This is a genomic window from Brucella sp. (assembly GCF_032066345.1).
Classification (GTDB): Bacteria; Pseudomonadota; Alphaproteobacteria; order Rhizobiales; family Rhizobiaceae; genus Brucella; species Brucella pseudogrignonensis.
Genome location: NZ_DAMBKZ010000030.1, coordinates 1 through 20976 on the forward strand (window position 1 = coordinate 1; position 20976 = coordinate 20976).

Here is a 20976-nt window from a genome sequence, read left to right on the forward strand (position 1 = left end):
CCTGCTTTTAAAAGTTTAGGTTTGTGCCCTATATAGGTCACACAACGGGTACTTGCCAAGATGTCGCAGCAAAAACAGTGGCCGTTTTGCGGCATTGCAACCACAAATTCCCGTGAGACTTTTTATCAAATACCTGCCAAGCCAGGTTTTTTTATGACTTTCTTTCGAAATAAGTCATTTTTTTGCAAGTGTTACCAGAGAGTTACCGCCTGTTTAGGTAATTCTTAAAGCTGTGGCGTTAGTCTCGGTCTCGATTAGGTCCTTGAGTGTTGTGTAGAGAGTACAATGACCGATCTGACAAGACCGCGTATAAAATATGTTATCGGTCCTGATGGCAGTCCACTGACCATCGCGGACCTCCCGCCCGCCACTACAAGGCGCTGGGTCATTCGCCGTAAGGCTGAAGTTGTCGCCGCTGTACGCGGTGGGCTTCTCAGCCTTGAGGAAGCATGTCAGCGTTATACCTTGACGGTGGAGGAGTTTCTTGGCTGGCAGTCCTCGATCGATGAGCATGGTCTCGCCGGTCTCAGGACCACACGTATCCAGCAATATAGACACTAATAATCTGCCGGTTTCTCCGGAAAAGGCAGATACGCAAATTAAGCCCCGGCCGGGTTAACCGGCCGGGGTTTTTCTTTGGCCATTCATGACTATATCAATGAGAACTGAAACCCTCATGGGGAGACTGGAATGGCCGAAAATATTCAGATCCAGAAAGCCGACAGCACCGATAGCGGTCGTTACTTTGCCAATATCGATGGCGACGAAGCGGAGATGACTTATACAAAGCTCGGGCCTGCACTGATCTCCATCGATCACACCTTCGTGCCCGATTCCATGCGTGGCAAAGGTGTAGCGCAGGCCTTAGCGCTAAATGCTGTCGAAGACGCCCGTAAAACCGGCTGGAAAATCATCCCACGCTGCAGTTTCATGCAGGCGCAGGTCAAGCGCCATCCAGATTGGTCAGACGTTATAGCCAGTGATTGATATCAGCGCAGATCGCGGATGCGACTGGCAAGGCTTTTTGGGCTGGCATTTTTGCCCTTACCAACTGAACCTTCAGCGTCAAGCAACTTATGGATAGGCGAATTTTCGCCTTCCTTCTCTGCGGTGACTGCAACCATGCGCGCGGCCAAGGCTGCCATCTCTTCGCGAAGCGCCGCATTTTCTTTTGAGAATTCTGCGGGTTGCTCTGTTTCGGCGTTTGATGCCGAACCCTTGCGAGTAAAGCGCTCCAGCTTTTCCTGAGCGTCGGAGAAATCGGTAATCAGCTTGTCGAGTTTGGCCTGCAATTCAGTATTGCGGCGCTTCTCGCTCTTTAATTCAGTCTGTGCTGTCGTCAATTGCGTCGAAACCTCATTATAGCGGGCAGATGCATCTTTACGTTCCCGACGCATTTCGCTCATCTCATTCATCAGACGACCATGTTCGGTCTCTTTGGCACTCATTTCGATACGTAGCGTATCGGCCAGTTCTTCGAGAGATGAAAGATGTTTCTGCAGCCGCTCAACCTCGGCCTCAACAATTTCTGCTTTTTCAGCAGCAGTGTCGCGTTCCGATATCGTTTCTGCGACCTGCTTTGCACGTTCCGCCAGCGTCTCTTTTAGCTGTGCGATATCATTTTCCAATGAAGCGAAACGCTTGAGTTCATCATTCTGCTTGCCGAGCTCGATCAGCTGGCCAGATGATTTATCACGTTCAAGCTTGAGCTGCTGTGCAAGCTTGCTGGCCACCACCGCATGTTCGGCTCTCAGGCCATCACGATCCGCTCTGATTTCAGCAAGCGTTATCGGCAGTTCGGCTTGAACCTGCCGACGCGCCAGAAAGAAAGCGCGGCGCCAAACCGAAGGGCCAAGCAGAACCACGACGAAAACCGCCACGAGAACGCCAAGTATGAAAATGAGCGCAGACTGGATCACGGCTTTGTCACTAAATGGGATAATGGACCAGCCAAAAGACTTGGCTGGTTGTTATTCATAATGGAGCGGCGTTCCGCTTTCCAGCTAGAACGCCAGTCCAAATCAGAATGGGTTCCAGGTCGGAGCCGCAGAAAGCTTCAGATAACCAATATTGACGCCAAGGCGGGCACCAACGCCCGTACGAATTGGCACCAGCATGATATTCTGACGCTTGAGCACGTTGAAGCCTGCTCCGGCGATCACATAAGCAGAACCTGCAACGCCGGCATAACGCCCATAAAGGCTCTGAATATCGTCGAGATTATAGACGAGCATCATGACGCGCGAGCCTTGCCCGCCGAAATCCCAGCCGAGCGACGGACCCTGCCAGAACGTGCGATGATCGCCAGCATTCTTGGTGTAGAGCGTACCTTCGCCATAGGTGAGACCACCTATGAAGGCACCAGACCCCTCTTCACCCAGAATATAGCCATTGGGAAGACCGAAGCTCTGGAACGCCTTTTCGACTGCGCTGGCGATACCGCCAGATGTCGAACCGAAGAACCGGTGTCCAGATTCAACAACTTCCTCAGCCGAATATGTGTTGCTGCTCTGTGCCTGCGCTTTGTGCGGCACGGCGATGATGGAGATCAGAAAGGCCGCAAAGAACGCTACAATATACGCCGCGTTGCGGAACCTGATCTGCGACAGGGACGGTATGGCCATCTATAATTCCTTTTGCCTACCAGCTTCTCTGTCTGACGGCCCTGTTAAAAGCCTGGCAGCGCTTCTTGCGAGCACTTTGCCGAATCGCGCGTAGTTTAACCGCGAATTTATTGTCTAAATCTTTAAGCGCCGAAATTGGCTTTAGAATGGCGGCAAAAAACAGCTTTCTTGCGGCAAATGGATGTCGCGTGTATCCAGATTCCCAAGGTTCCCGGTGGTGATTCGTCGGGATTTATGCTCATCAACTGATTGCCGCCTGACATTCGATTACAAAGTCGATTCGCAGAGCCGGTTCGCGCCTGGAGAAAACACCATGCCATTGCCCGTTACCCTGTCCGCACTCGATCTTGGTGCGCTTCTGTGCAGCCGGATCTGTCATGACATCATCTCGCCGGTTGGCGCCATTAACAATGGTCTCGAACTGCTTGAAGAAGGTGGCGCGGACGAAGACGCAATGGCGCTCATCAAGTCGAGCGCGCGCAATGCTTCGGCCCGTCTTCAGTTTGCCCGCATCGCGTTCGGTGCAGCCGGTTCCGCAGGCGTACAGATCGATACCGGCGATGCCCAGCACGTCGCAACCGAATATTTCAAGAATGAAAAGCCGGAATTGACCTGGGAAGGTGCCCGCGTTCTGCTGCCAAAGAACAAGGTCAAGCTTCTGCTCAACCTGCTTCTGATCAGCAATGCAGCCATTCCACGCGGTGGTTCGCTGGCTGTTCGCCTCGAAAATGGCGACACCAATCCACGTTTTGTCATCACCGCCAAAGGTCGGATGCTGCGCGTACCGCCAAAGTTCCTCGAACTGCATTCAGGCGCAGAGCCGGAAGAGCCAATCGACGCCCATTCGGTTCAGCCATATTACACACTGCTTCTGGCTGAAGATGCAGGCATGACCATTTCCATCCATGCGACTGCCGAAGACATCGTCTTCGCCGCAGAATAAGACGCATCTCTTTATGCAAAAGGCGCAGGGTAAAACCTGCGCCTTTTTTGTTTGCGACCTCATAAAAGAAAAGGCCCCGCTTGCGCGGAGCCTTATTCAATCAGGTACTTCCAGCAAAACTGCTAAGCGCTTATGCGCTTTCGCGCAGTTCTGTGCCATCTGGCTCGCGCAGCACATAGCCGCGACCCCAAACGGTTTCGATGTAGCTCTGGCTGCCGGAAACGGCATCAAGCTTCTTGCGCAGCTTGCAGATAAACACGTCGATGATCTTCAGCTCAGGCTCGTCCATGCCGCCATAAAGGTGGTTGAGGAACATTTCCTTGGTGAGCGTCGTGCCCTTGCGGAGCGAAAGAAGCTCGAGCATCTGATATTCTTTACCGGTCAGGTGAACGCGCTGACCGCCAACCTCAACCGTCTTGGCGTCGAGGTTAACAATCAGGTCGCCAGTGGTGATGACCGACTGGGCGTGGCCCTTGGAACGACGAACAATCGCATGAATACGGGCGATCAGCTCGTCCTTGTGGAACGGCTTCGTCATGTAGTCGTCTGCACCGAAGCCCAGACCGCGAACCTTGTCCTCAATGCCAGCCATGCCGGAGAGGATAAGGATTGGCGTCTTGACCTTCGAAAGGCGCAAGGTACGCAGAACTTCGTAACCGGACATGTCCGGCAAGTTCAGGTCCAGCAAGATGATGTCGTAATCATAAAGCTTGCCGAGATCGATGCCTTCTTCACCCAGATCGGTGGTGTAGACATTGAAGCTCTCGGACTTCAGCATCAATTCAATGCTCTGTGCGATAGCACTGTCGTCTTCAATCAAAAGGACGCGCATATCTTATCCCCTTTCCGCCGCTGATCAGTTTTCCCTCACGGCAGCTGACGGAACTGTCGTTGCCTTAGCATGAAGGTGCCTGCAAATGGTTAACAAAATATGATTCCGGTTGGCAAGTACAATTCTTTCCAGTTTAGAAAAAACTCTTATCCGACTGAATCATATGTAATTATTCGACTCATTAGACCCTTATGAATCACATTAAGAAAACTTCCTAAGTGATTCATTTGACTCTAGCTTTCACCTGTTACTCAAAAACCACACCAGATTTACCGAGCCTTAATTCCTAACGCGTATGATTAACGTTGCCGGTAAAGGAATGGTTACCAAAAGGGCGAAATCTTAACTTTTTGTTTCGCTTATTGAGGCTGTTCTTAAAATTGGTGGCAGAGCTGGAGCCCTTAAAAGCCAGGCATTGCAACGGATTTCACGGCATATTGTGGGAAAACCGCCCGCATATATGCCTGTTAATAAAGTCGGGGGGAACGCCCCAACGTTAAGAGAGCTGGTTGGTGTTCAAGGAGTATTGCGTATGAAGCCACGTGAAAGCCTCGTCAGGCTGAAATTGTTCCAGGTGAAGGAAAAGCGCCGTCAGCTGGGCCAACTTGACTTGATGATCGGCGAGTTCGAGCGGATGGCCGGAGAACTCGACGCCCAGATTCTATCGGAAGAGAAGAAGGCAGGCATCACTGACATCAATCATTTCGCCTATCCGACCTTCGCAAAGGCAGCGCGCCAGCGGCGCGATAACCTGTTTGGTTCGATTCGCGATCTGATGCAGCAGAAGGAAGGCGCCGAAGCCGAACTGGTTGTGGCTGAGGCTGACCTTGCGAAAGCCGAAGCACTGGAAGAGCGCGACGGCGTAAAAGCCCCGCGTGATGTCGTGGAACGCCCGGTCAATCAGCGCCGCGCGATGATCGGCTAAGATTACGAACTGCGAAGTCTCTGGATTTCGGAAAAATGAGGCGCGGCTTCTGCGGGGGAGCCGTGCCTTTTGTATTTTTAGCCTTGAGAGCGCTAGAGCGCCGTGCGCCCTTCCGGGCGCACAAGGTCGCTCTAAAACTTTATATTTACAGCATAATTTTACCTTAAACTGATTCAAGTTTAAGGAATTATGCTGTAGTCTGCGTAGCCAAATCAAAGGCGCTCTAAAGCGTGAGCAGATAGTCCTCGAAGCGCTGCCCCTTCTGATGCCGAAACACCTGACCGGCAGTTTCAACCTTACTGATCCGGTCGAGACGGAAATTCCGGAAATCGTTACGGCTTTCACACCAACCTGTCAGCAGCCAGACCGCATCGAACATCGTTAAACCGAGTGGCCTTACAATACGCTCTGTGATGTTGTCTTTCAGATCAAGATATTCGAGCGTAACAACCACGCGATCACGAACCGCACGCCGTAGAAATGAAAGATGCAGGTTCGCCTTGCTGTGTTCCTCGGTCAATTTCGACACAGCCCTCAATGGCAGGTTCTTGTATCGATCCCCCGCCCCGGCCTGCATCGTTGAACTTATTTTTCCCGAAACGCGCTGCGCTGCGGCACCAAGATCGCCATCACCTCTGGCCATAACAAGCCTCACACCGAGCATAATGGCTTCCAGCTCATCAGCATCGAAGTGAAGCGGCGGCAGAAAGTAACCTTTCTCAAGCTGATAACCCAACCCGGCTTCACCTCTGACCGGTGCGCCTATTGCAACCAGCGTCGCCATATCGCGATAGATCGTGCGCGGTGACACTTCCAGCATATCGGCAAGCGCCTCCGCCGAAACGGGCGTGGAAGCCGAACGAAGTCTATCGAGGAGAGAAAAGAGCCGCAGTGTTTTCATGCGCCAAGCCTATAGCACACCCCTGACAGGAACTGTCAGGGGCTCCGTGTATGTGAAGCTCACCAAACATACAGGAGCTTTTCTTGAACACGCCATACTTCGAAATTGTCACATATAAGGTCAACGAGATAACCAGCGCAGATAAGGAGCGCGAAAACGCACGCGAACAAATCTGTGCTCTTCCTGGCTTCATCTCTTGGGTGCCATTTAGCGGCATAACGGATGCGGAAGATCGTGTTGATCTCGTTTCCTGGTCCACGCTGGATGATGCGCTGGCTGCAGCATCGCTCGTTGGCACCGCACCTGAATTTGCCGCCTTTAGAGAAACGCTAAAAGAAATGGTATCGATAGGCCATTACCAAGCCCAGGCAGAGCCGCAGCAGCCGGCAACATCAGGCAACGGCATAGAACTCGGGCGCTTCCGATTGAAAGCCGGCGTGGATGAACAAGCCATGCGAGACGCCTATACCGCGATGGTGAGCAACCACCTCTCGCATCAGTCGGGCTGGCTTGCACAGCATCTCGTAAAACTCGCTGATGGGACATTTGTCGATCTGGCCTTCGCCGATAATCAGACCACCGCCACCGAAATTTGTGCAAGCTGGCAAGGCAATGCAGATTGCGATGCATTCCTGTCGCTGATTGATCCCGTCAGCATGGAATTCGGCACCATCGTTTGATGGCACGAACCGCGTGAGTTTCTTCTCGCAGCATATATGCCCTTGGGGGAAAAACGCGTTTGCATTCTCACCTTCGCTAGTTGTAGGGAAGAAGCGCGATGCAAAAACCCGTCCCCCCCGGGCAAGAAAAGGCCCGCAATACGTTCACGTTCAGCAATACACCGAAGCCAGTCCAGTGGGGCGTGCTGCTGATCGCCTCTGCCTTGCTGATCTTCCTCGGAGAAATGCTGGGATTACCCGCAGCTTTGCTGCTTGGCGCGATGCTGGGTGCCATCTTTCTCGCGTCTCGTGAGAGCACGATCAAGGTTCACAAGAATTTCTCCCTGCTCGCACAGGCGATTGTCGGCCTGTTGATCGCCCGTGCCATGACCGCTGAATTCTTCAGCAATATGGGACAACATCTGCCGATCATACTGTTTTCGACAGGCTTCACACTGCTCGCCAGCACCACAATCGGCTATCTTCTGGCGCGCTTTCGCGTTTTGCCCGGAACAACCGCCGTCTGGGGTGTCTCGCCAGGGGCTGCGACAGCAATCGTGCTCATGGCTGAATCCTTTGGGTCGGACGCACGACTTATCGCCTTCATGCAATATTTGCGCGTGGTGTTGGTGGCAACCACTGCATCGCTTGTTGTCATGTTCACAGCCGATGTCGAAACAGTCGCTCCAGCGGCCGTAGAATGGTTTCCGGCAATAAACTGGCATACGCTTGGCCCGACCCTCGCCTTGATCGTCTGCGGCGCCTTTCTGGGTCAAATATCACGCATTCCAACCGGAGCGATGCTCGTACCGCTGGCGCTCGGTGCCTTGTTGCAGGATTTCGGCCTTATGGTCATTGATCTGCCGCCATGGCTGCTGGCTGCGAGCTATATATTCATCGGCTGGCGCATTGGCCTTGGCTTTACCCGCGCGATCATTGCACACGCTGCCCGCGCCTTTCCGGCTGTGCTCGCATCAGCGCTTATTCTGATTGCCGTTTGTGGCCTGTTCGGCATGACACTCGGCCATGTGCTGGACCTTGATCCACTCACCGCTTACCTCGCCACCAGCCCCGGCGGCGCAGATACCGTGGCCATTATTGCAGCATCGAGCAATGTCGATCTGCCATTCATCATAGCCATGCAAACCAGCCGCTTTTTCATCGTGCTGCTTGCTGGTCCGGCAATTGCCCGCTTCGTTGCGTCGCGCATTGCCAGAAGGCAAAAATAAGAAAGCCCGACTTTCGCCGGGCTTTTCTCAATCACTGGTAAATCAGGCTTACTTGCCGTGGAAACCACGGATCGCGCCGATGATCTTGTCCTGATCTTCTTCCGAAAGGTAAGGATGCATCGGCAGGCTGAGGATGCGTGCAGGCAGCGCTTCCGAAACAGGCAGACCACCCGGTGCAATCGGATAATGCTTGTATGCCGTCTGCAGATGCAAAGGCTTCACATAGTAGATGACCGATGGAACGCCGGCTGCCTGAAGATGCGCCTTCAGACCATCACGGTTTTCGCTTTCAATCGAATACTGTGCCCAGGCCGAACGATTGCCAGCAGGCAGGCCCGGAACCTTGACCACATCCTTGAGCAGCTCATTGTAGCGCTTGGCAATACGGTCACGCGCTTCCATTTCGTCTTCAAGGATTGCCAGCTTTTCCAGAAGAATAGCTGCCTGGATGGTGTCGAGACGCGAGTTGAGACCAATGCGAACATTGTCATACTGCGTTTCGCCCTTGCCGTGGAACAGAACGGAACGCAACGTGTCGGCCAGCTCGGCATCGTTGGTGAACATTGCACCGCCGTCGCCATAGCAGCCGAGCGGCTTGGCAGGGTAAAAGCTCGTTGCACCGACATGGCCGAAAGCACCGCACATGACGTTGTCGCGCTTGCCGCCAATCGACTGAGCCGCGTCTTCGATCACAAACAGGTTTTCGCGATCAGCAACTGCGGTGATGCGGTTGTAATCGGCAGCAAGACCAAACAGATCGACAGGAATGATTGCCTTTGGCTCAAGACGACCTTCCTTGCGGACAGCAGCAATGGCAGCTTCAAGCTGTTCTATATTCATGTTGTAGGTGTCGGCATCGACGTCGACGAAAACCGGCTCTGCACCGACAAGGGCAACAACTTCAGCGGTTGCGGCAAACGTGAACGACGGAACGAAAACTGCATGGCCCGGGCCGATGCCGCGCGCCATCAAAGGCATCTGCAAGGCGTCGGTGCCGTTGGCGCAAGCGATCACATGTTCCACGCCCAGATATTCACCGAGCTTCTTTTCGAACTCAGCCACTTCAGGACCGAGAATGTAACGGCCTTCCGCAACAACCTTGGAAACGGCGGCATTAAGACGGTCTTCGATACGCGCGCGTTGCGCTCCAAGATCAATGAACTGCATGTTGGCTCCAATTTATCTGGTTTACTGAGAATGCTCAGCGAATCCACGACAATTCTCTTATTCCTTCGCGCCCCGCCCTGCCATGGGTGGAGCGTTCAAAGTTTTGCTATTCCCGTAACACCGCTTGACAGAAATTTCCGTCAAGTGCGTGTTATCTGGAATGACTGACCGATCCTTCGGTCAGAATGCGCAATACGTTGATTGCTTCCTGCCCATCAGTGCGCGGATTTTCGCGCGTTTCGATGCAGTGCAGGAAATGCTGCAACTCGCGTGTCAGCGGCATTCCTTCTTCGACGGGGATATAGATCGGATCGACCGATTTGAAAGCCCACTGATCATTCTCGCGCCATACTTCGTGCTTGTAGAATGCAAGCTTGCGATCCCAAGGTTCAGCATCGTCAAAGACAAGCATACCCTTGGTTCCCGTCACACTCAGGCGGCGCTCACGATAGGAGTTCATTCGGGAAGCGAAGAGATGGCCGCGAATGCCGCTCGGGAATTCCAGATGCACATGCGCAAAATCGCTGATCTTGTCGATGATCGCCGTGCCTTCTCCGCGAACAGCTGACGGTTCTTCGCCAGTGATGGCGAGGATCATCGAAAGGTCGTGCGGGGCGAGATCCCAAAGCGCATCGAACTTGTCGTGGAATTTTCCGAAACCGACGCGGTGCGAATGCACATAGCGAATATCGCCGAGCTCTCCGCCCTTCACCATGTCGAGCAGCTTCTCAAATGCCGGATGGAAGCGCAGAATATGCCCGACCATGAACACGCGACCATTTTCGCGTGCAGCCGCAACTTCTGCTTCCGCATCGGCAACTTCCAGCGCGATCGGCTTTTCAACCAGAACGTCTTTGCCGTTTTTCACTGCTTCAATCGCATATTGCGCATGAAACTGCGCAGGCAGCGCCAAAACGATGCCATCAATATCGGGATGGGAGAAGAGTTCATCGACCGGAATGTTGGGAACACCGAACTCAGAAGCGAATCGTTCCGCATTCTGTGGATTGGCGTCAGAAACACCCTGAAGGACACCGAGCCCCTTCAAGGTACGAATATGGTTGCCGCCCCAATAGCCACAACCCAAAACCGCAATACGAGGTGCCATAAAACTAAGCCTTTGCTTTCCGCTAGTTACTTATCTACGCAAAACGTGGAAAACAAGACGAAAGCTATGCGAAGAGTGCTTGACAGGGTCCCGTTCCCCACATATACCGCCGCCATTCCTTGCGAAATCATTCGTTCAAAACACTGGAAACGGTGGTGAACAGAGTTCGCAGAAAACGTGGCGGAGTAGCTCAGTAGGTTAGAGCAGAGGAATCATAATCCTTGTGTCGGCGGTTCGAATCCGTCCTCCGCTACCATCACTTCAAAGTGAAGTAACTTTCTCCCGACAAAACAAATTGATTTCCTAAAGCTACAACTGCTTTGCGCAGGTCGCTGCTTGTTTCAGGCCGATATCGTCACGCAGTTTATGGTATTGCGGCGGAAAAGCGCCGTAAGTCATAAGCTGTGCGGAATATCCATTCCCAGTCAACAAATCGACAAAACGGCGCTGCAAAACAAATGGCGCAACGCGATCCCTCGGATTTCCAATCACAATAATCTTCAGCTGCGGATTTCGTACGATTCCACGGATATGTTCCATCGGATCATAGGGCGTAGGCAGTCCCGTTGTGTCACGTCCGGGCCGTTGCTTCAGCCCGGATTCAGCACGCAACATCTGCGCACGTTCCAGAAGGCCGAATGCACCCGACGTCAACACCGCACAAGATACATCATTGCGCCCAAGTGTGAGCAAAGCTGCAGCCGCAGTTGCACCGCCGCTATGCCCCATCAGCACAAACTGCTGGATGTTATATCGCTGTTTGATTGCATCCAGCGCAGAATTCAGCGCCAGGAATTCGGGCGCCTGTCGTCTCCGCAAGTGGTTGCCGGTTGAACCGAAAGTTCCGGGCCGCTCCAGCACGATGACAGGAACATCGATCACCTGCGCTGTTCGTTCCGCGCGGCCTTTCTGCGCTTTCACCGTATTGTCGGGAATATCTGCCGGCTTGCGTTTCACCCAGCCCACGGTATCGCCGCGCAGCAGAACAATGACCACCGGCGCATCCTTGATGGTGCCGCCTGAGAAAAAGCGGATACAATCCTGCCCGACTGCATATTCCGCCCAGACTGCATCATCTGTTTTCTGGCAGGTCGCAAAATCAGGTTTGAGGCTCCACTGCAGCAGCTCAGCTCTGGCACCACCGATGGTTAAGATAATCAGCATCAGGCCCAGCGAAATCACCCATTCACAGCTGAACCGGCGACTTTCGCGAACCATTTTCCACATGGCGCCACCTGGTCCCTACCGTTCTCGCAACGCTTCGCTTGCCCTGTTGAGCGGTTTGATCAGGTAATCAAAGACTGTCTTGCTACCGGTATGAATATCCACCGTCGCAACCATGCCTGGAACGATGGGAAAGCGTTCTCCATGCTTGTTTAAAAGCGCATCTGTCTTAGTCTTGATGAATACGCGATAATAATAGTTTTCAGGCTTCGCTTCATCCTTGATCGTGTCGGCCGAGATGCTGACAACCTTGCCTTCCAATCCGCCATAAATCGCATAATCATATGCGGTCACCTTGACGGTCGCACGCTGATCCGGGTGAATATAAGCAATATCCCGCGGCGAGATCCGCGTCTCGATCAGCAGCTGTTCATCAAGCGGCACAATAATCATCAGTTTGCCATTCGGAGGCACCACACCACCAATGGTCGAGACTTCGATATTCTTGACGATGCCGCGTACCGGCGAACGCAACGTCAGACGCGCAAGAGCATCCGATCGTCCGCGAATAACCGATGAAAGCGATTCCACCTCGGCATTTGCCTTTGCAAGCTCTTCACGCGCCTGAACGATATAATCCGATTTGATCTCAGTTTCCTTGAGTTGCAACTCAACCAGCTGCCGTTTCAGGCGGATCACTTCCACATTACTGGCAGCACCCATTTTGCTTAGTGACTGGCTGATATTGAGTTCGTCTTGCACAAGCTTTTTGGATTCGGTGATCCATTCAAGTGAGTCCTGCAGGCTGCGTGTACGCGCATCGAAAAGTCGTGTTTCTGCAGCCACCAGCATCGGAAACGCATCAAGCTCCGGCGAGAATTGCAGCTCAGTCTGGCTGACTTCAGCAGTTAGCCGCGCAGAACTTGCCAAAGCCGCACGATATTTGGCGGCACTTTCCTGCACGCTTGATTCTGTAACGGTCGGGTCGAGCTGCGCCAGAATCTGCCCCGGCTCCACCACATCATCCTGTCGCACCATGAGCTTGGCGACAACGCCGCCCTCGAGTGACTGAATGACCTGTTCCTGCGAGGTCGGCACCACTTTACCTGTCCCGTTAGAGACTTCATCAAGCAAAGCCCAATAGGCCCAGCCCACCAGAATGATGAAGAAAACGAAGACGAGCCGAACAAAGCGCTTCTTCTTCTTGAGCTGAAGCCCTTGCTCGCTTCCGTTTACCCAGGCACCAAAGTCTCCGCCGATGGCCGCCATGCTGTATCCCTCCGGATCACGCCTGTTTAGGTGTTTCTACCTTGCTCATGCCCAGCAATGTCTGCAGACCGCGTTCCTTGCTGTCGTCCAATGCAACCTGCCCGTTCTCAACGACGATCAGTCGCTGCACGAGTTCGAGCACGCGCATTCGGTGCGTCGCGATAACGACCGTGCGCCCGACACTCCATTTTGCGAATTGTTCGATAAAATGCCGCTCTGTGGCCTCGTCCATGGTTGATGTTGGCTCATCGAGAAGCACAACCGATGGATCGCGGATCAAAAGTCGTGCCAGCAAAATGGCCTGTTTCTGGCCCCCTGAAAGACCGCCACCACCTTCTTGAACCAGATGTTCAAGACCTTTCTGCAGGCGACGTACAAAGCCATCTGCTCCAACCATGGCAAGCACCCGCTGTATCTCCGCATCCGAAGCATCAGACGCACCCATGGTGATATTCTCGCGCAAAGTGCCAAAGAACAGACGCGAGTTCTGCGTCAGCAGACCCACATCCCGTCGCACATCGGCGGGATCTATTTGCGGCAAGGCAAGATCGTCGAGCAGAACCTCACCTTCAGCTGCATCAAGCAGTCCCGAAAGAGCAAGCAACAGGGTCGATTTGCCCGCACCATTGCGCCCAAGCACGGCAATGCGATCTCCATGCTTGATCTTCAGATCCTTGATCAGAAGAACGGGGGTCGAGTTCTCATCGCCATAGCGGAAAATGGCATCCTTCAATCGATAGGAGCCGTCAATCTTCGGGCAGTGGATACGGGTTTCGCTATCGGGATGATCGACCGGCATTTGCATCAGCTGATCAAGGCCACGCTTGGCAATACGCGCATGTTGCAAGCGCCCCATGATCTGAGACAACTGACCCATCGGCGCCAACATGCGGGAGCCAAGAATAGATGCGCCGACCAGCGCACCCGTTGTCATGTCGCCCGAAATAATCAGTGGCGCACCTACAAAAACTGTCAGAGCATAAACCCCGCCCTGCACATTCTGCGTCCACACACTGAGACTATTGGTCAAGGCTCGAAGCCTGATCTGTGCCTCTCCCGTTACGGCATTGAAGTGGTTCCATTGCTGCTGAAACCGATCTTCTGCCTGTAGCCCTTTGATATCCTCGATGCCCTGCACGGTTTCAACCAGCATGGCATTGCGAAGCGAGGCCTCACGCATGGCCGCATTGGCATAAGCTCTTAACCGCCGTTGCAGGAAAAGGCCCGGCAAAATCAGAAGAACCAGCGCGCCGAGCGGTATGAAGACCATCCAGCCAACCAGCGCCGAATAAATGACAAGGAACAGGAAAAAGAACGGAAGGTCGGCCAGCGCGGATACCGTCGTCGAGGTGAGCAATTCACGCACCTGATCAACGTCACGCAATTGCGCGATAAACGATCCTGTCGATGTCGGTCGCGCTCGATTGCGAACACGCAAGGCGTGACCGAACACGACATCGGACATCTGCAAGTCGGTCTGTTTGCCGAGCATGTCGATGATGCCCATGCGCGCACGGCGCATCATGAAATCAAAGAATATCGCCAGCAAAACGCCGCTGAACAGCACATAAAGCGTGTTGAACGATTGTGCAGGCACGACGCGATCATAGACCTGCATCGAGAATAATATGCCCGCGAGACCCAGCGTATTGGCGATCAGCGAGGCAACCAGCACATGGCTATAAGATCCGATGTCGCGGAAAATAATCTTCCGTAGCCAGTTTTCTTCATACGGCTTGATATAGGCATCGACACGCGCATCAGGCACGGTTTTCGATGGTCGGGCAAGCACAACACTTTCTGTCTCAGCCAGAAGATCTTTCAGCGCAAACGGCTGCTCAAGCCCCTCTTCGCCGCTTAACCAGACACTCGCCTGCCCGTCCTTTGAAAGCGTATGCACCACTGCAAGCTGCTTATCCTTGAGCATCAGAACAAACGGCAGATGCCAGGTCGAAAGGGTGATCTTGGTTGGCTCAACAAGCCTGACACCCAGCCCCATGTGACGGGCCATAGCGCGAATTTTTGCTTTGTCGTCGATGTTGAGATCAGCGGCGGCCGCAAGCTTGGTTCCCTGCACGGATACAGGCATTCGGTAATGCTTTGCCACCAGTTCCAGCGCTTCGAGCCAGTCTTCAACATTGAAGCGTGATGGCGCCTCAGGCTTTGGTTGTTCGCCAATCAAACCAAGTTCAATCGACGGATCGATAATTGGAGGGTTCTCGCCACGCTTCATTGGTTGCTCCCGTCTCCCCGCAATGCCGATGCCTGAAGACCAAAACCTTGGCGCATTTTGCCTGAGCTATAGAGGCAGTTCAGATTGAGGCGCCTGATATCATGCACCGTGTTGGCTGACTGAAACCGGGACTCATGCAATTCCTGCTCGGCATTGAGCAGATCGAGCAATGTTCTTGTGCCCAGTTCCACATATTGTTCTCGATAAAGATCGCGGGTTTTCACCATCATACCGGCACGCAATTCGAGCGATGACATAAGCCGGTTCAACGTACCGATCTGGCTTCGCGACTCCATGAGATTGCGTTCCATATCGATGCGTGCCGTGCTGATTGCCGATTCCGCTGCCTGAAGACCGTAAGCCGCAGCACGTTTGCGCGCACCTGTCTGACCGCCATTATAAAGGCTGGACGACACATTCACGCCGACCGAATATTCCGGCTGGCGATCATTGCTGGTCGTATTATCGCGGGAAGCATTCAGATCATAACCCGTCGTCGCTTCAAGCGAAACAGTCGGGAAAGCCTCTGCTTTACTCGCTGCTAACTGTGCGACCGCCTCTTCTTTTTCAGCCTTGGCCTGCAGCATCGCCGGAACCTGATCCCAATCGGGTGCTGCAATGTCACAAGACTTGCCAAGCCACGAAGGGACGTCAGAGGATGGGTTTGCGCTTCCTCCCCCAATCATCGCAGCAAGCACAACCTGCCAGCGATTGAGTTCTGACTGATATTGAAACTGTGTCGCCATCGCCGCTTCTACACGCGCATCGGCCTGAACCTTGTCGGACATGGTGCTTGCACCTTTGTCCGTTCGCTCATTCACCAGGCCCGCAATGCGCTTAACGCCCTCGACCTGCTCCTGTGCCAGAGCCGAAAGCTTTCGATAGCGCTGAACCTCGACAACCGCACTGGCAGTGTCCCTTGACAGATTATCAACCGCTAGCAGCATACGGGCCTGATTGATTTCCTTGCCAGCACGCTCGGTATCAACCGCGCTCGAAACCTTGCCAAAATCATAAAGCAATTGAGAAGCGGCAACATTGAACTGTGGGCGCCAGCCTTCGCGATTATTGCTCTGATAGCCCGAATTCACACCGGCATTAAGCTTGGGATAATAACCGGCCTGCGCCGCCCTGATCCGTTCGTCGGCCTGATAAATACGGTCTGAAGCTTCATTGATGGTTGGATGCCAGCCGACAGCGCGACGGACCGCGGTTTCCATTGTAAGGGAACCACGGTCCGACACCTTGGGAGTGCTGGCGCTTGTCACGTTTGCCCTGTCAACAGCAGGTACGGGGGCTGAACCCGCCATTGACAGGGGCCGTGAGGCCTCGGTGTTTTTTGACTGCGTCAGCGTCTTCTCGCCCAAAGCAAGATTGTTTGCAGACATCTGGCACGCAGCCAAAAGGCATGAAGTAAACGTTATGGTCGCGAAACGTCTTAAAACCAGAATTTTTCGCATTTATTTTCCATTATAACCGGCAATAAGGCCGGTGATCTGTCATCTGAACCTCCGCCGCCAAAGAACTCAGCGGCGAAGGGTGGAAGCTGAAAGATCAGACAGTATGTGTCGTATGAAGATCGTCCTCCTGCGTGAGCGGATCTGGCACCAGATGTCCGAGCGGATCATCCACTGAGGCCGTTTCCTCGACTGGAGCCGTACCCAGACCCGTGTCAGATGTCTGTGTGGCACTGTCATCGCTGGACGGCTGGTCATTGCTTGACGGCAATGTCACTTCACCACTGCCATCATCGAGCAATATGCCCTCTGTCAGGCTATGCTGAGCTGGGGTTTCGCCAGCATCTGCATCTGGTGCCGCCAGATGATCACCGAGCGGGACAACATCGCTTTCATGCTGATCTGCAACGGGTGCATCACCACTCCCTTCAGCTGAAGCCGTCTGTTCGGTCGTTTGTGTGGCCTCCTGATCCACAGGTGTTTCAGTTGAAGCGTGGGCATCACCGCTGCCATCATTCAGGGTGTTGTCGTCCGCCACCTGATGCTCATCCGCTTGATGGGTCGTATGCGCATCAGAATTGTCGTTATGCTCGTTCGCCGATGCAGCAGCCGCCGTTTCGTGATGCTCCGCAGCCACGGCATCATCATGAACTGGATCTTCTGCAATACGGGCACTGAGTATCTGGCTACCTTCTTCCAGCCCGATGGTGATGTGAGCCGCCGTTTCGTGGCCGTTTGGCAGCACGATCTTGTAATTGAAGGTATCCGTCGCAAAGCGATCTGTGTAAGCAAGGTTCGAGTGCGGCTGATACTTGTATTCACCATTACTGTAGATCGTCAGGTCACCATGCAGTCCCTGAATGACAGTGCCGGTAGCACTGACAGTCACAAAACCGCCGCTGCCCTGAACCTGTAGTTTTGCAGCAAGTGGCAAGGTCCCGTCATTGTCGAGCAGATTGCCCGTCGTACCAGGATTGCTCTGGATCACATGCTGGTCGGTCAAGGTGACATTGACATCCGAGATCGTATTAACCGAACCTGCAACACCACTGATCGTGGTATGGACACGATACTGGCCCGGGACCAGATTAAGGCTGCCAACGTCAAGGGTCTTCACGACGCCGAGCAGACCGAGCGTCATAGTGTAGGTTTCTGGCGTGCCCACATTCTGCCAGGTACCACCAACAAGCCTTTGGATGACAACCGTACCGCTCGCTACAGCCGCTACCGTAACCGAAATGGTTATGGTTCCGGTGGCATCCATATTACTGCCGATAGTGAACGTATTACTGTTCGATTGAGCGCCACCCAGAAGCGCTGTGAGAGGCTGTGTCTGATCAAAGAAGGCATTATTGACCGCATTGACCCAGACAATTCCCGACGTATCCGTGTCGTCGGTGGCAACGAAGTCGTAGGTTGCAGGCTGGGTGAAGTCATCACTCCACACAAGTCCCTGACCATCGCTATCGATACGGATGTTCAGATTTGCGGTTGTATTGGCGTTGGTGAGCGGATCGTGAACCGTATAGGTAAACTGCTCGACCTGCCCGATGGCAGCCGCACTCGCATTTGGCGTGTAGGTATATGTGCCATCCTGATGGATGACCAATGTACCATACTGACCAGTGATCGTTGTACCCTGTGCACCAGCAACCACGGCATGTGCGACACCGCCAACGGTGACACTTGTAACCAGGTGGCCAGCTTCAATCGCTGCACCGTCATTGGCCATGACGTTGCCCTGAATGGCTGGAGCCTGAATACCACTTGGTTCCTGATAGTTCAGATCCTGGCCCGAGACTGCCAGATTGCCAAGCAGACCCACACTGACCGTGTTCTGAACTGCGGCAAAGGCACGATATGTTCCTTCACCCAGCAGTACGGAGGCTTCGGCACGATTACCCAGAAGTGTCAGGGTAAGCAGCGTGGCATTGCCATTGCCGTCCACCGAGGCCCATGTACCATCCGGCATCAGTTTCTGGACGATAATCGATGTACCACCGGCCAGGTCCACACCCAGCGCCTGTGCGTAAGTCAGCTGCAGATTCTGCTGATGACCCTGTGCCACCGTGATACCCACGGAGTTCACGCTCAGAATACGCAGATCAAGACCCAGAATACCGACAAGTGCCAGATAGGATGCACCCGGATAAGTGACGGCGGTTGTCGTTGGCTGAATAACCACTTCTGCAGTCACATTATCGTCGACCGGCGCTGTGCTGCCCGGATCGATAATCGGTGCGGTTACAGAGCCTGGGTTTGAGAGATTGCCTGCCGCATCCTGCAGTGTGACGGACAGTTGCTGCCCCTCCCTCTGCGGAGTTGTAAGCCCAATCTGGAAGTTGCCACTGGAGTCAACAGTTCCTTCACCGACGACAGCGTTACCTGCGCCTCGAATAATGACCGTCGTATTCGGTTCACCCTTACCGCTAACGGTCACACCATCTGGCGTGATGGTGATGTCCGTTGGCGCAAGCGGTGCCAGCGTATCCGGCACGGTCGCAGGGCTGGCCTCCGACTGATTACCCGCAGCATCAGTCTGGGAGACCAATACGTTCTGCCCGTTGCTTTGGTCCAGCGTATAGGTTGCTGTTCCACCAGCGCCGAGCGGCACTGTCGCGATAACTTGACCAAGCGCATTATGAATTGTCGCCGTGGCGTTCGCCTCACCAGTGATCGTCAGCGTACGTCCGTCAGCACCCACAGCCACTGTTGGCGCATCTGGTGCCAACGTATCCGGCAAGGTTGCTGGCGTGGAGCCTGATTCATTACCTGCCCCATCACTCTGGGTAACGGTAACTGCCTGGCCATTCGTCTCCGGCAAGGTATAGGTCGCTTCTCCTTCCGCACCCAACGGAACCGTCGCTATCGGATTACCTCCGGCATCATAGATCGTGGCGGTTGCACCCGGCTCACCAGTGATGGTGAGCGTTACACCATCTTCACCGACGACGACTGTCGGTGCATCCGGTGCCAGTGTATCTGGCAGGGTTGCAGGTGTTGCGCTCGATTCGTTACCTGCTGCATCGCTTTGGGTAACAGTGATCGCCTGACCATTGCTTTCCGGCAAGGTATAGGTCGCTTCGCCTTCCTCACCCAGTGGAACCGTCGCAAGCGGATTGCCTTCGGCATCATATATTGTCGCGCTTGCACCCGGCTCACCGGTAATGGTGAGCGTCACACCATCTTCACCGACAACCACGACCGGAGCAGATGGAGCAAGTGTATCCGGCAAGGTTGCAGGCGTTGAGCCCGATTCATTACCCGCAAGATCACTTTGAGTGACGGTGATCGCCTGACCGTTGCTTTCCGGAAGCGTGTAGGTTGCCTCACCTGTTGGACCGAGCGGTACTGTCGCAAGCGGATTGCCTTCGGCATCGTAAATCGTGGCAGTCGCACCCGATTCACCGGTGATGGTGAGCGTTACACCATCTTCACCAACAACGACTGTCGGTGCATCCGGTGCCAGCGTATCCGGCAAAGTTGCAGGTGTTGCGCCCGATTCGTTACCCGCCGCATCGCTTTGGGTAACGGTCACGGCCTGACCGTTGCTTTCCGGCAAGGTATAGGTCGCTTCGCCTTCCGCACCCAATGGAACTGTCGCGATTGGATTGCCTTCGGCATCATAGATCGTAGCGCTTGCACCCGGCTCACCGGTAATGGTGATTGTCAACCCATCCTCACCAACCACAACCGTCGGCGCATCCGGTGCCAGTGTATCCGGCAAGGTTGCTGGCGTTGAGCCCGATTCGTTACCCGCCGCATCGCTTTGGGTAACGGTGACGGTCTGACCGTTGCTTTCCGGCAAGGTATAGGTCGCTTCGCCTTCCGCACCCAACGGAACCGTTGCAATCGGATTGCCCTGCGCATCGTAAATCGTGGCAGTTGCACCCGACTCACCGGTGATGGTGAGGGTTACACCATCTTCACCTACAGTTACAGCTGGGTCATCCGGCGCCAATGAATCTGGGAGTGTCGCAGCCGTTCCCGGAGACTCGTTATTCGCAGCGTTCGTCAAGGTCACAGTGACGACCTGACCATTGCTTGGATCAAGCGTAAATGTTGCACTCCCGTCGCCAGACAGGCCGACCGTGCCAATTACGCCACCTGTAGAATTGTAAATCGTCGCTGTCGTATTGGGCTCGCCGGTAATCGTCAGTGTACGACCGTCATCACCGACGGTGACATTCGGCTCATCCGGCGTATCAGAGTCTGAGTCCGCATCGGCATCAGCGTCAGCGTCGGCATCAGCATCGGCATCTGCGTCAGCATCAGCATCTGCGTCAGCATCGGCATCTGCGTCAGCATCAGCATCTGCGTCAGCATCCGCGTCTGCGTCAGCATCCGCGTCAGCATCAGCATCGGCGTCAGCATCGGCGTCAGCGTCGGCATCCGCGTCTGCGTCAGCATCGGCATCCGCATCTGCGTCGGCATCCGCGTCAGCATCAGCGTCAGCATCAGCATC

17 protein-coding genes and 1 tRNA gene are annotated in these 20976 nt (G+C 54.2%); 7 read left to right on the forward strand and 11 right to left on the reverse strand.

Features of this window, described 5'->3' with window-relative positions; all coding sequences use genetic code 11:
* Positions 1–285 precede the first annotated feature (285 nt).
* The gene (locus RT142_RS22850) at positions 286–561 is read left to right on the forward strand and encodes a DUF1153 domain-containing protein (protein WP_007876112.1); all 276 of its coding nucleotides are present in this window, start codon (positions 286–288) and stop codon (positions 559–561) included.
* A 129-nt stretch (positions 562–690) separates the two neighbouring features.
* Complete coding sequence (locus tag RT142_RS22855; protein ID WP_007876113.1) at positions 691–987, forward strand: GNAT family N-acetyltransferase; 297 nt, start codon at positions 691–693, stop codon at positions 985–987.
* Between the two features lie 2 nt (positions 988–989).
* Here RT142_RS22855 and RT142_RS22860 read toward each other — a convergent pair whose 3' ends face one another.
* Positions 990–1895: a hypothetical protein gene (locus RT142_RS22860; RefSeq protein ID WP_215776617.1), complete on the reverse strand. Its 906-nt coding sequence runs from the start codon at positions 1893–1895 to the stop codon at positions 990–992.
* 126 nt (positions 1896–2021) lie between these two features.
* Positions 2022–2624, reverse strand: a complete 603-nt coding sequence (locus RT142_RS22865; RefSeq protein ID WP_064320902.1) for a DUF1134 domain-containing protein — start codon at positions 2622–2624, stop codon at positions 2022–2024.
* A 313-nt stretch (positions 2625–2937) separates the two neighbouring features.
* Here RT142_RS22865 and chpT point away from each other — a divergent pair, with 313 nt between their 5' ends.
* Positions 2938–3567 (forward strand): histidine phosphotransferase ChpT, encoded by a 630-nt coding sequence (chpT, locus tag RT142_RS22870; RefSeq protein ID WP_007876116.1) that lies wholly within the window; start codon positions 2938–2940, stop codon positions 3565–3567.
* Between the two features lie 130 nt (positions 3568–3697).
* On the opposite strand, the gene ctrA is transcribed toward chpT, so the two are convergent.
* The gene (gene ctrA, locus RT142_RS22875) at positions 3698–4399 is read right to left on the reverse strand and encodes a response regulator transcription factor CtrA (protein WP_007876117.1); all 702 of its coding nucleotides are present in this window, start codon (positions 4397–4399) and stop codon (positions 3698–3700) included.
* 532 nt (positions 4400–4931) lie between these two features.
* Here ctrA and RT142_RS22880 point away from each other — a divergent pair.
* Complete coding sequence (locus RT142_RS22880) at positions 4932–5324, forward strand: hypothetical protein (protein WP_007876119.1); 393 nt, start codon at positions 4932–4934, stop codon at positions 5322–5324.
* A 223-nt stretch (positions 5325–5547) separates the two neighbouring features.
* Here the strand turns inward: RT142_RS22880 and RT142_RS22885 are convergent, their stop codons facing one another.
* Positions 5548–6225: a YafY family protein gene (locus RT142_RS22885; RefSeq protein ID WP_313031828.1), complete on the reverse strand. Its 678-nt coding sequence runs from the start codon at positions 6223–6225 to the stop codon at positions 5548–5550.
* Positions 6226–6308: 83 nt separating this feature from the next.
* Here RT142_RS22885 and RT142_RS22890 point away from each other — a divergent pair, with 83 nt between their 5' ends.
* The gene (locus tag RT142_RS22890; protein ID WP_105518805.1) at positions 6309–6905 is read left to right on the forward strand and encodes a hypothetical protein; all 597 of its coding nucleotides are present in this window, start codon (positions 6309–6311) and stop codon (positions 6903–6905) included.
* Positions 6906–7003: 98 nt separating this feature from the next.
* A complete protein-coding gene (locus RT142_RS22895) occupies positions 7004–8113 on the forward strand; it encodes an AbrB family transcriptional regulator (RefSeq protein WP_064320905.1) in 1110 nt (369 codons plus the stop codon).
* Between the two features lie 48 nt (positions 8114–8161).
* On the opposite strand, the gene RT142_RS22900 is transcribed toward RT142_RS22895, so the two are convergent.
* Complete coding sequence (locus RT142_RS22900) at positions 8162–9280, reverse strand: DegT/DnrJ/EryC1/StrS family aminotransferase (RefSeq protein ID WP_007876128.1); 1119 nt, start codon at positions 9278–9280, stop codon at positions 8162–8164.
* A 151-nt stretch (positions 9281–9431) separates the two neighbouring features.
* The gene (locus tag RT142_RS22905) at positions 9432–10388 is read right to left on the reverse strand and encodes a Gfo/Idh/MocA family protein (protein WP_112812563.1); all 957 of its coding nucleotides are present in this window, start codon (positions 10386–10388) and stop codon (positions 9432–9434) included.
* A gap of 179 nt (positions 10389–10567) precedes the next feature.
* Between RT142_RS22905 and RT142_RS22910 the strand changes: the two genes are divergently transcribed.
* A tRNA-Met gene (locus RT142_RS22910) sits at positions 10568–10644 on the forward strand.
* Positions 10645–10697: 53 nt separating this feature from the next.
* On the opposite strand, the gene RT142_RS22915 is transcribed toward RT142_RS22910, so the two are convergent.
* The 5 genes from RT142_RS22915 to RT142_RS22935 form a co-directional block, all read right to left on the reverse strand.
* Entirely contained in the window at positions 10698–11615 is a 918-nt protein-coding gene (locus tag RT142_RS22915) for an alpha/beta hydrolase (RefSeq protein ID WP_313031834.1), read from the reverse strand.
* Positions 11616–11630: 15 nt separating this feature from the next.
* Entirely contained in the window at positions 11631–12821 is a 1191-nt protein-coding gene (locus tag RT142_RS22920) for an HlyD family efflux transporter periplasmic adaptor subunit (RefSeq protein WP_313031836.1), read from the reverse strand.
* Between the two features lie 16 nt (positions 12822–12837).
* On the reverse strand, positions 12838–15054 hold the full coding sequence (locus RT142_RS22925) for a type I secretion system permease/ATPase (protein WP_007876148.1): 2217 nt from the start codon (positions 15052–15054) through the stop codon (positions 12838–12840).
* Complete coding sequence (locus RT142_RS22930; protein ID WP_064322439.1) at positions 15051–16274, reverse strand: TolC family outer membrane protein; 1224 nt, start codon at positions 16272–16274, stop codon at positions 15051–15053. Before RT142_RS22930 ends, RT142_RS22925 begins: the two co-directional genes overlap by 4 nt.
* Before the next feature lie 334 nt (positions 16275–16608).
* On the reverse strand, positions 16609–20976 hold a 4368-nt coding region (locus RT142_RS22935), incomplete at its 5' end, for a BapA/Bap/LapF family large adhesin (RefSeq protein ID WP_313031842.1).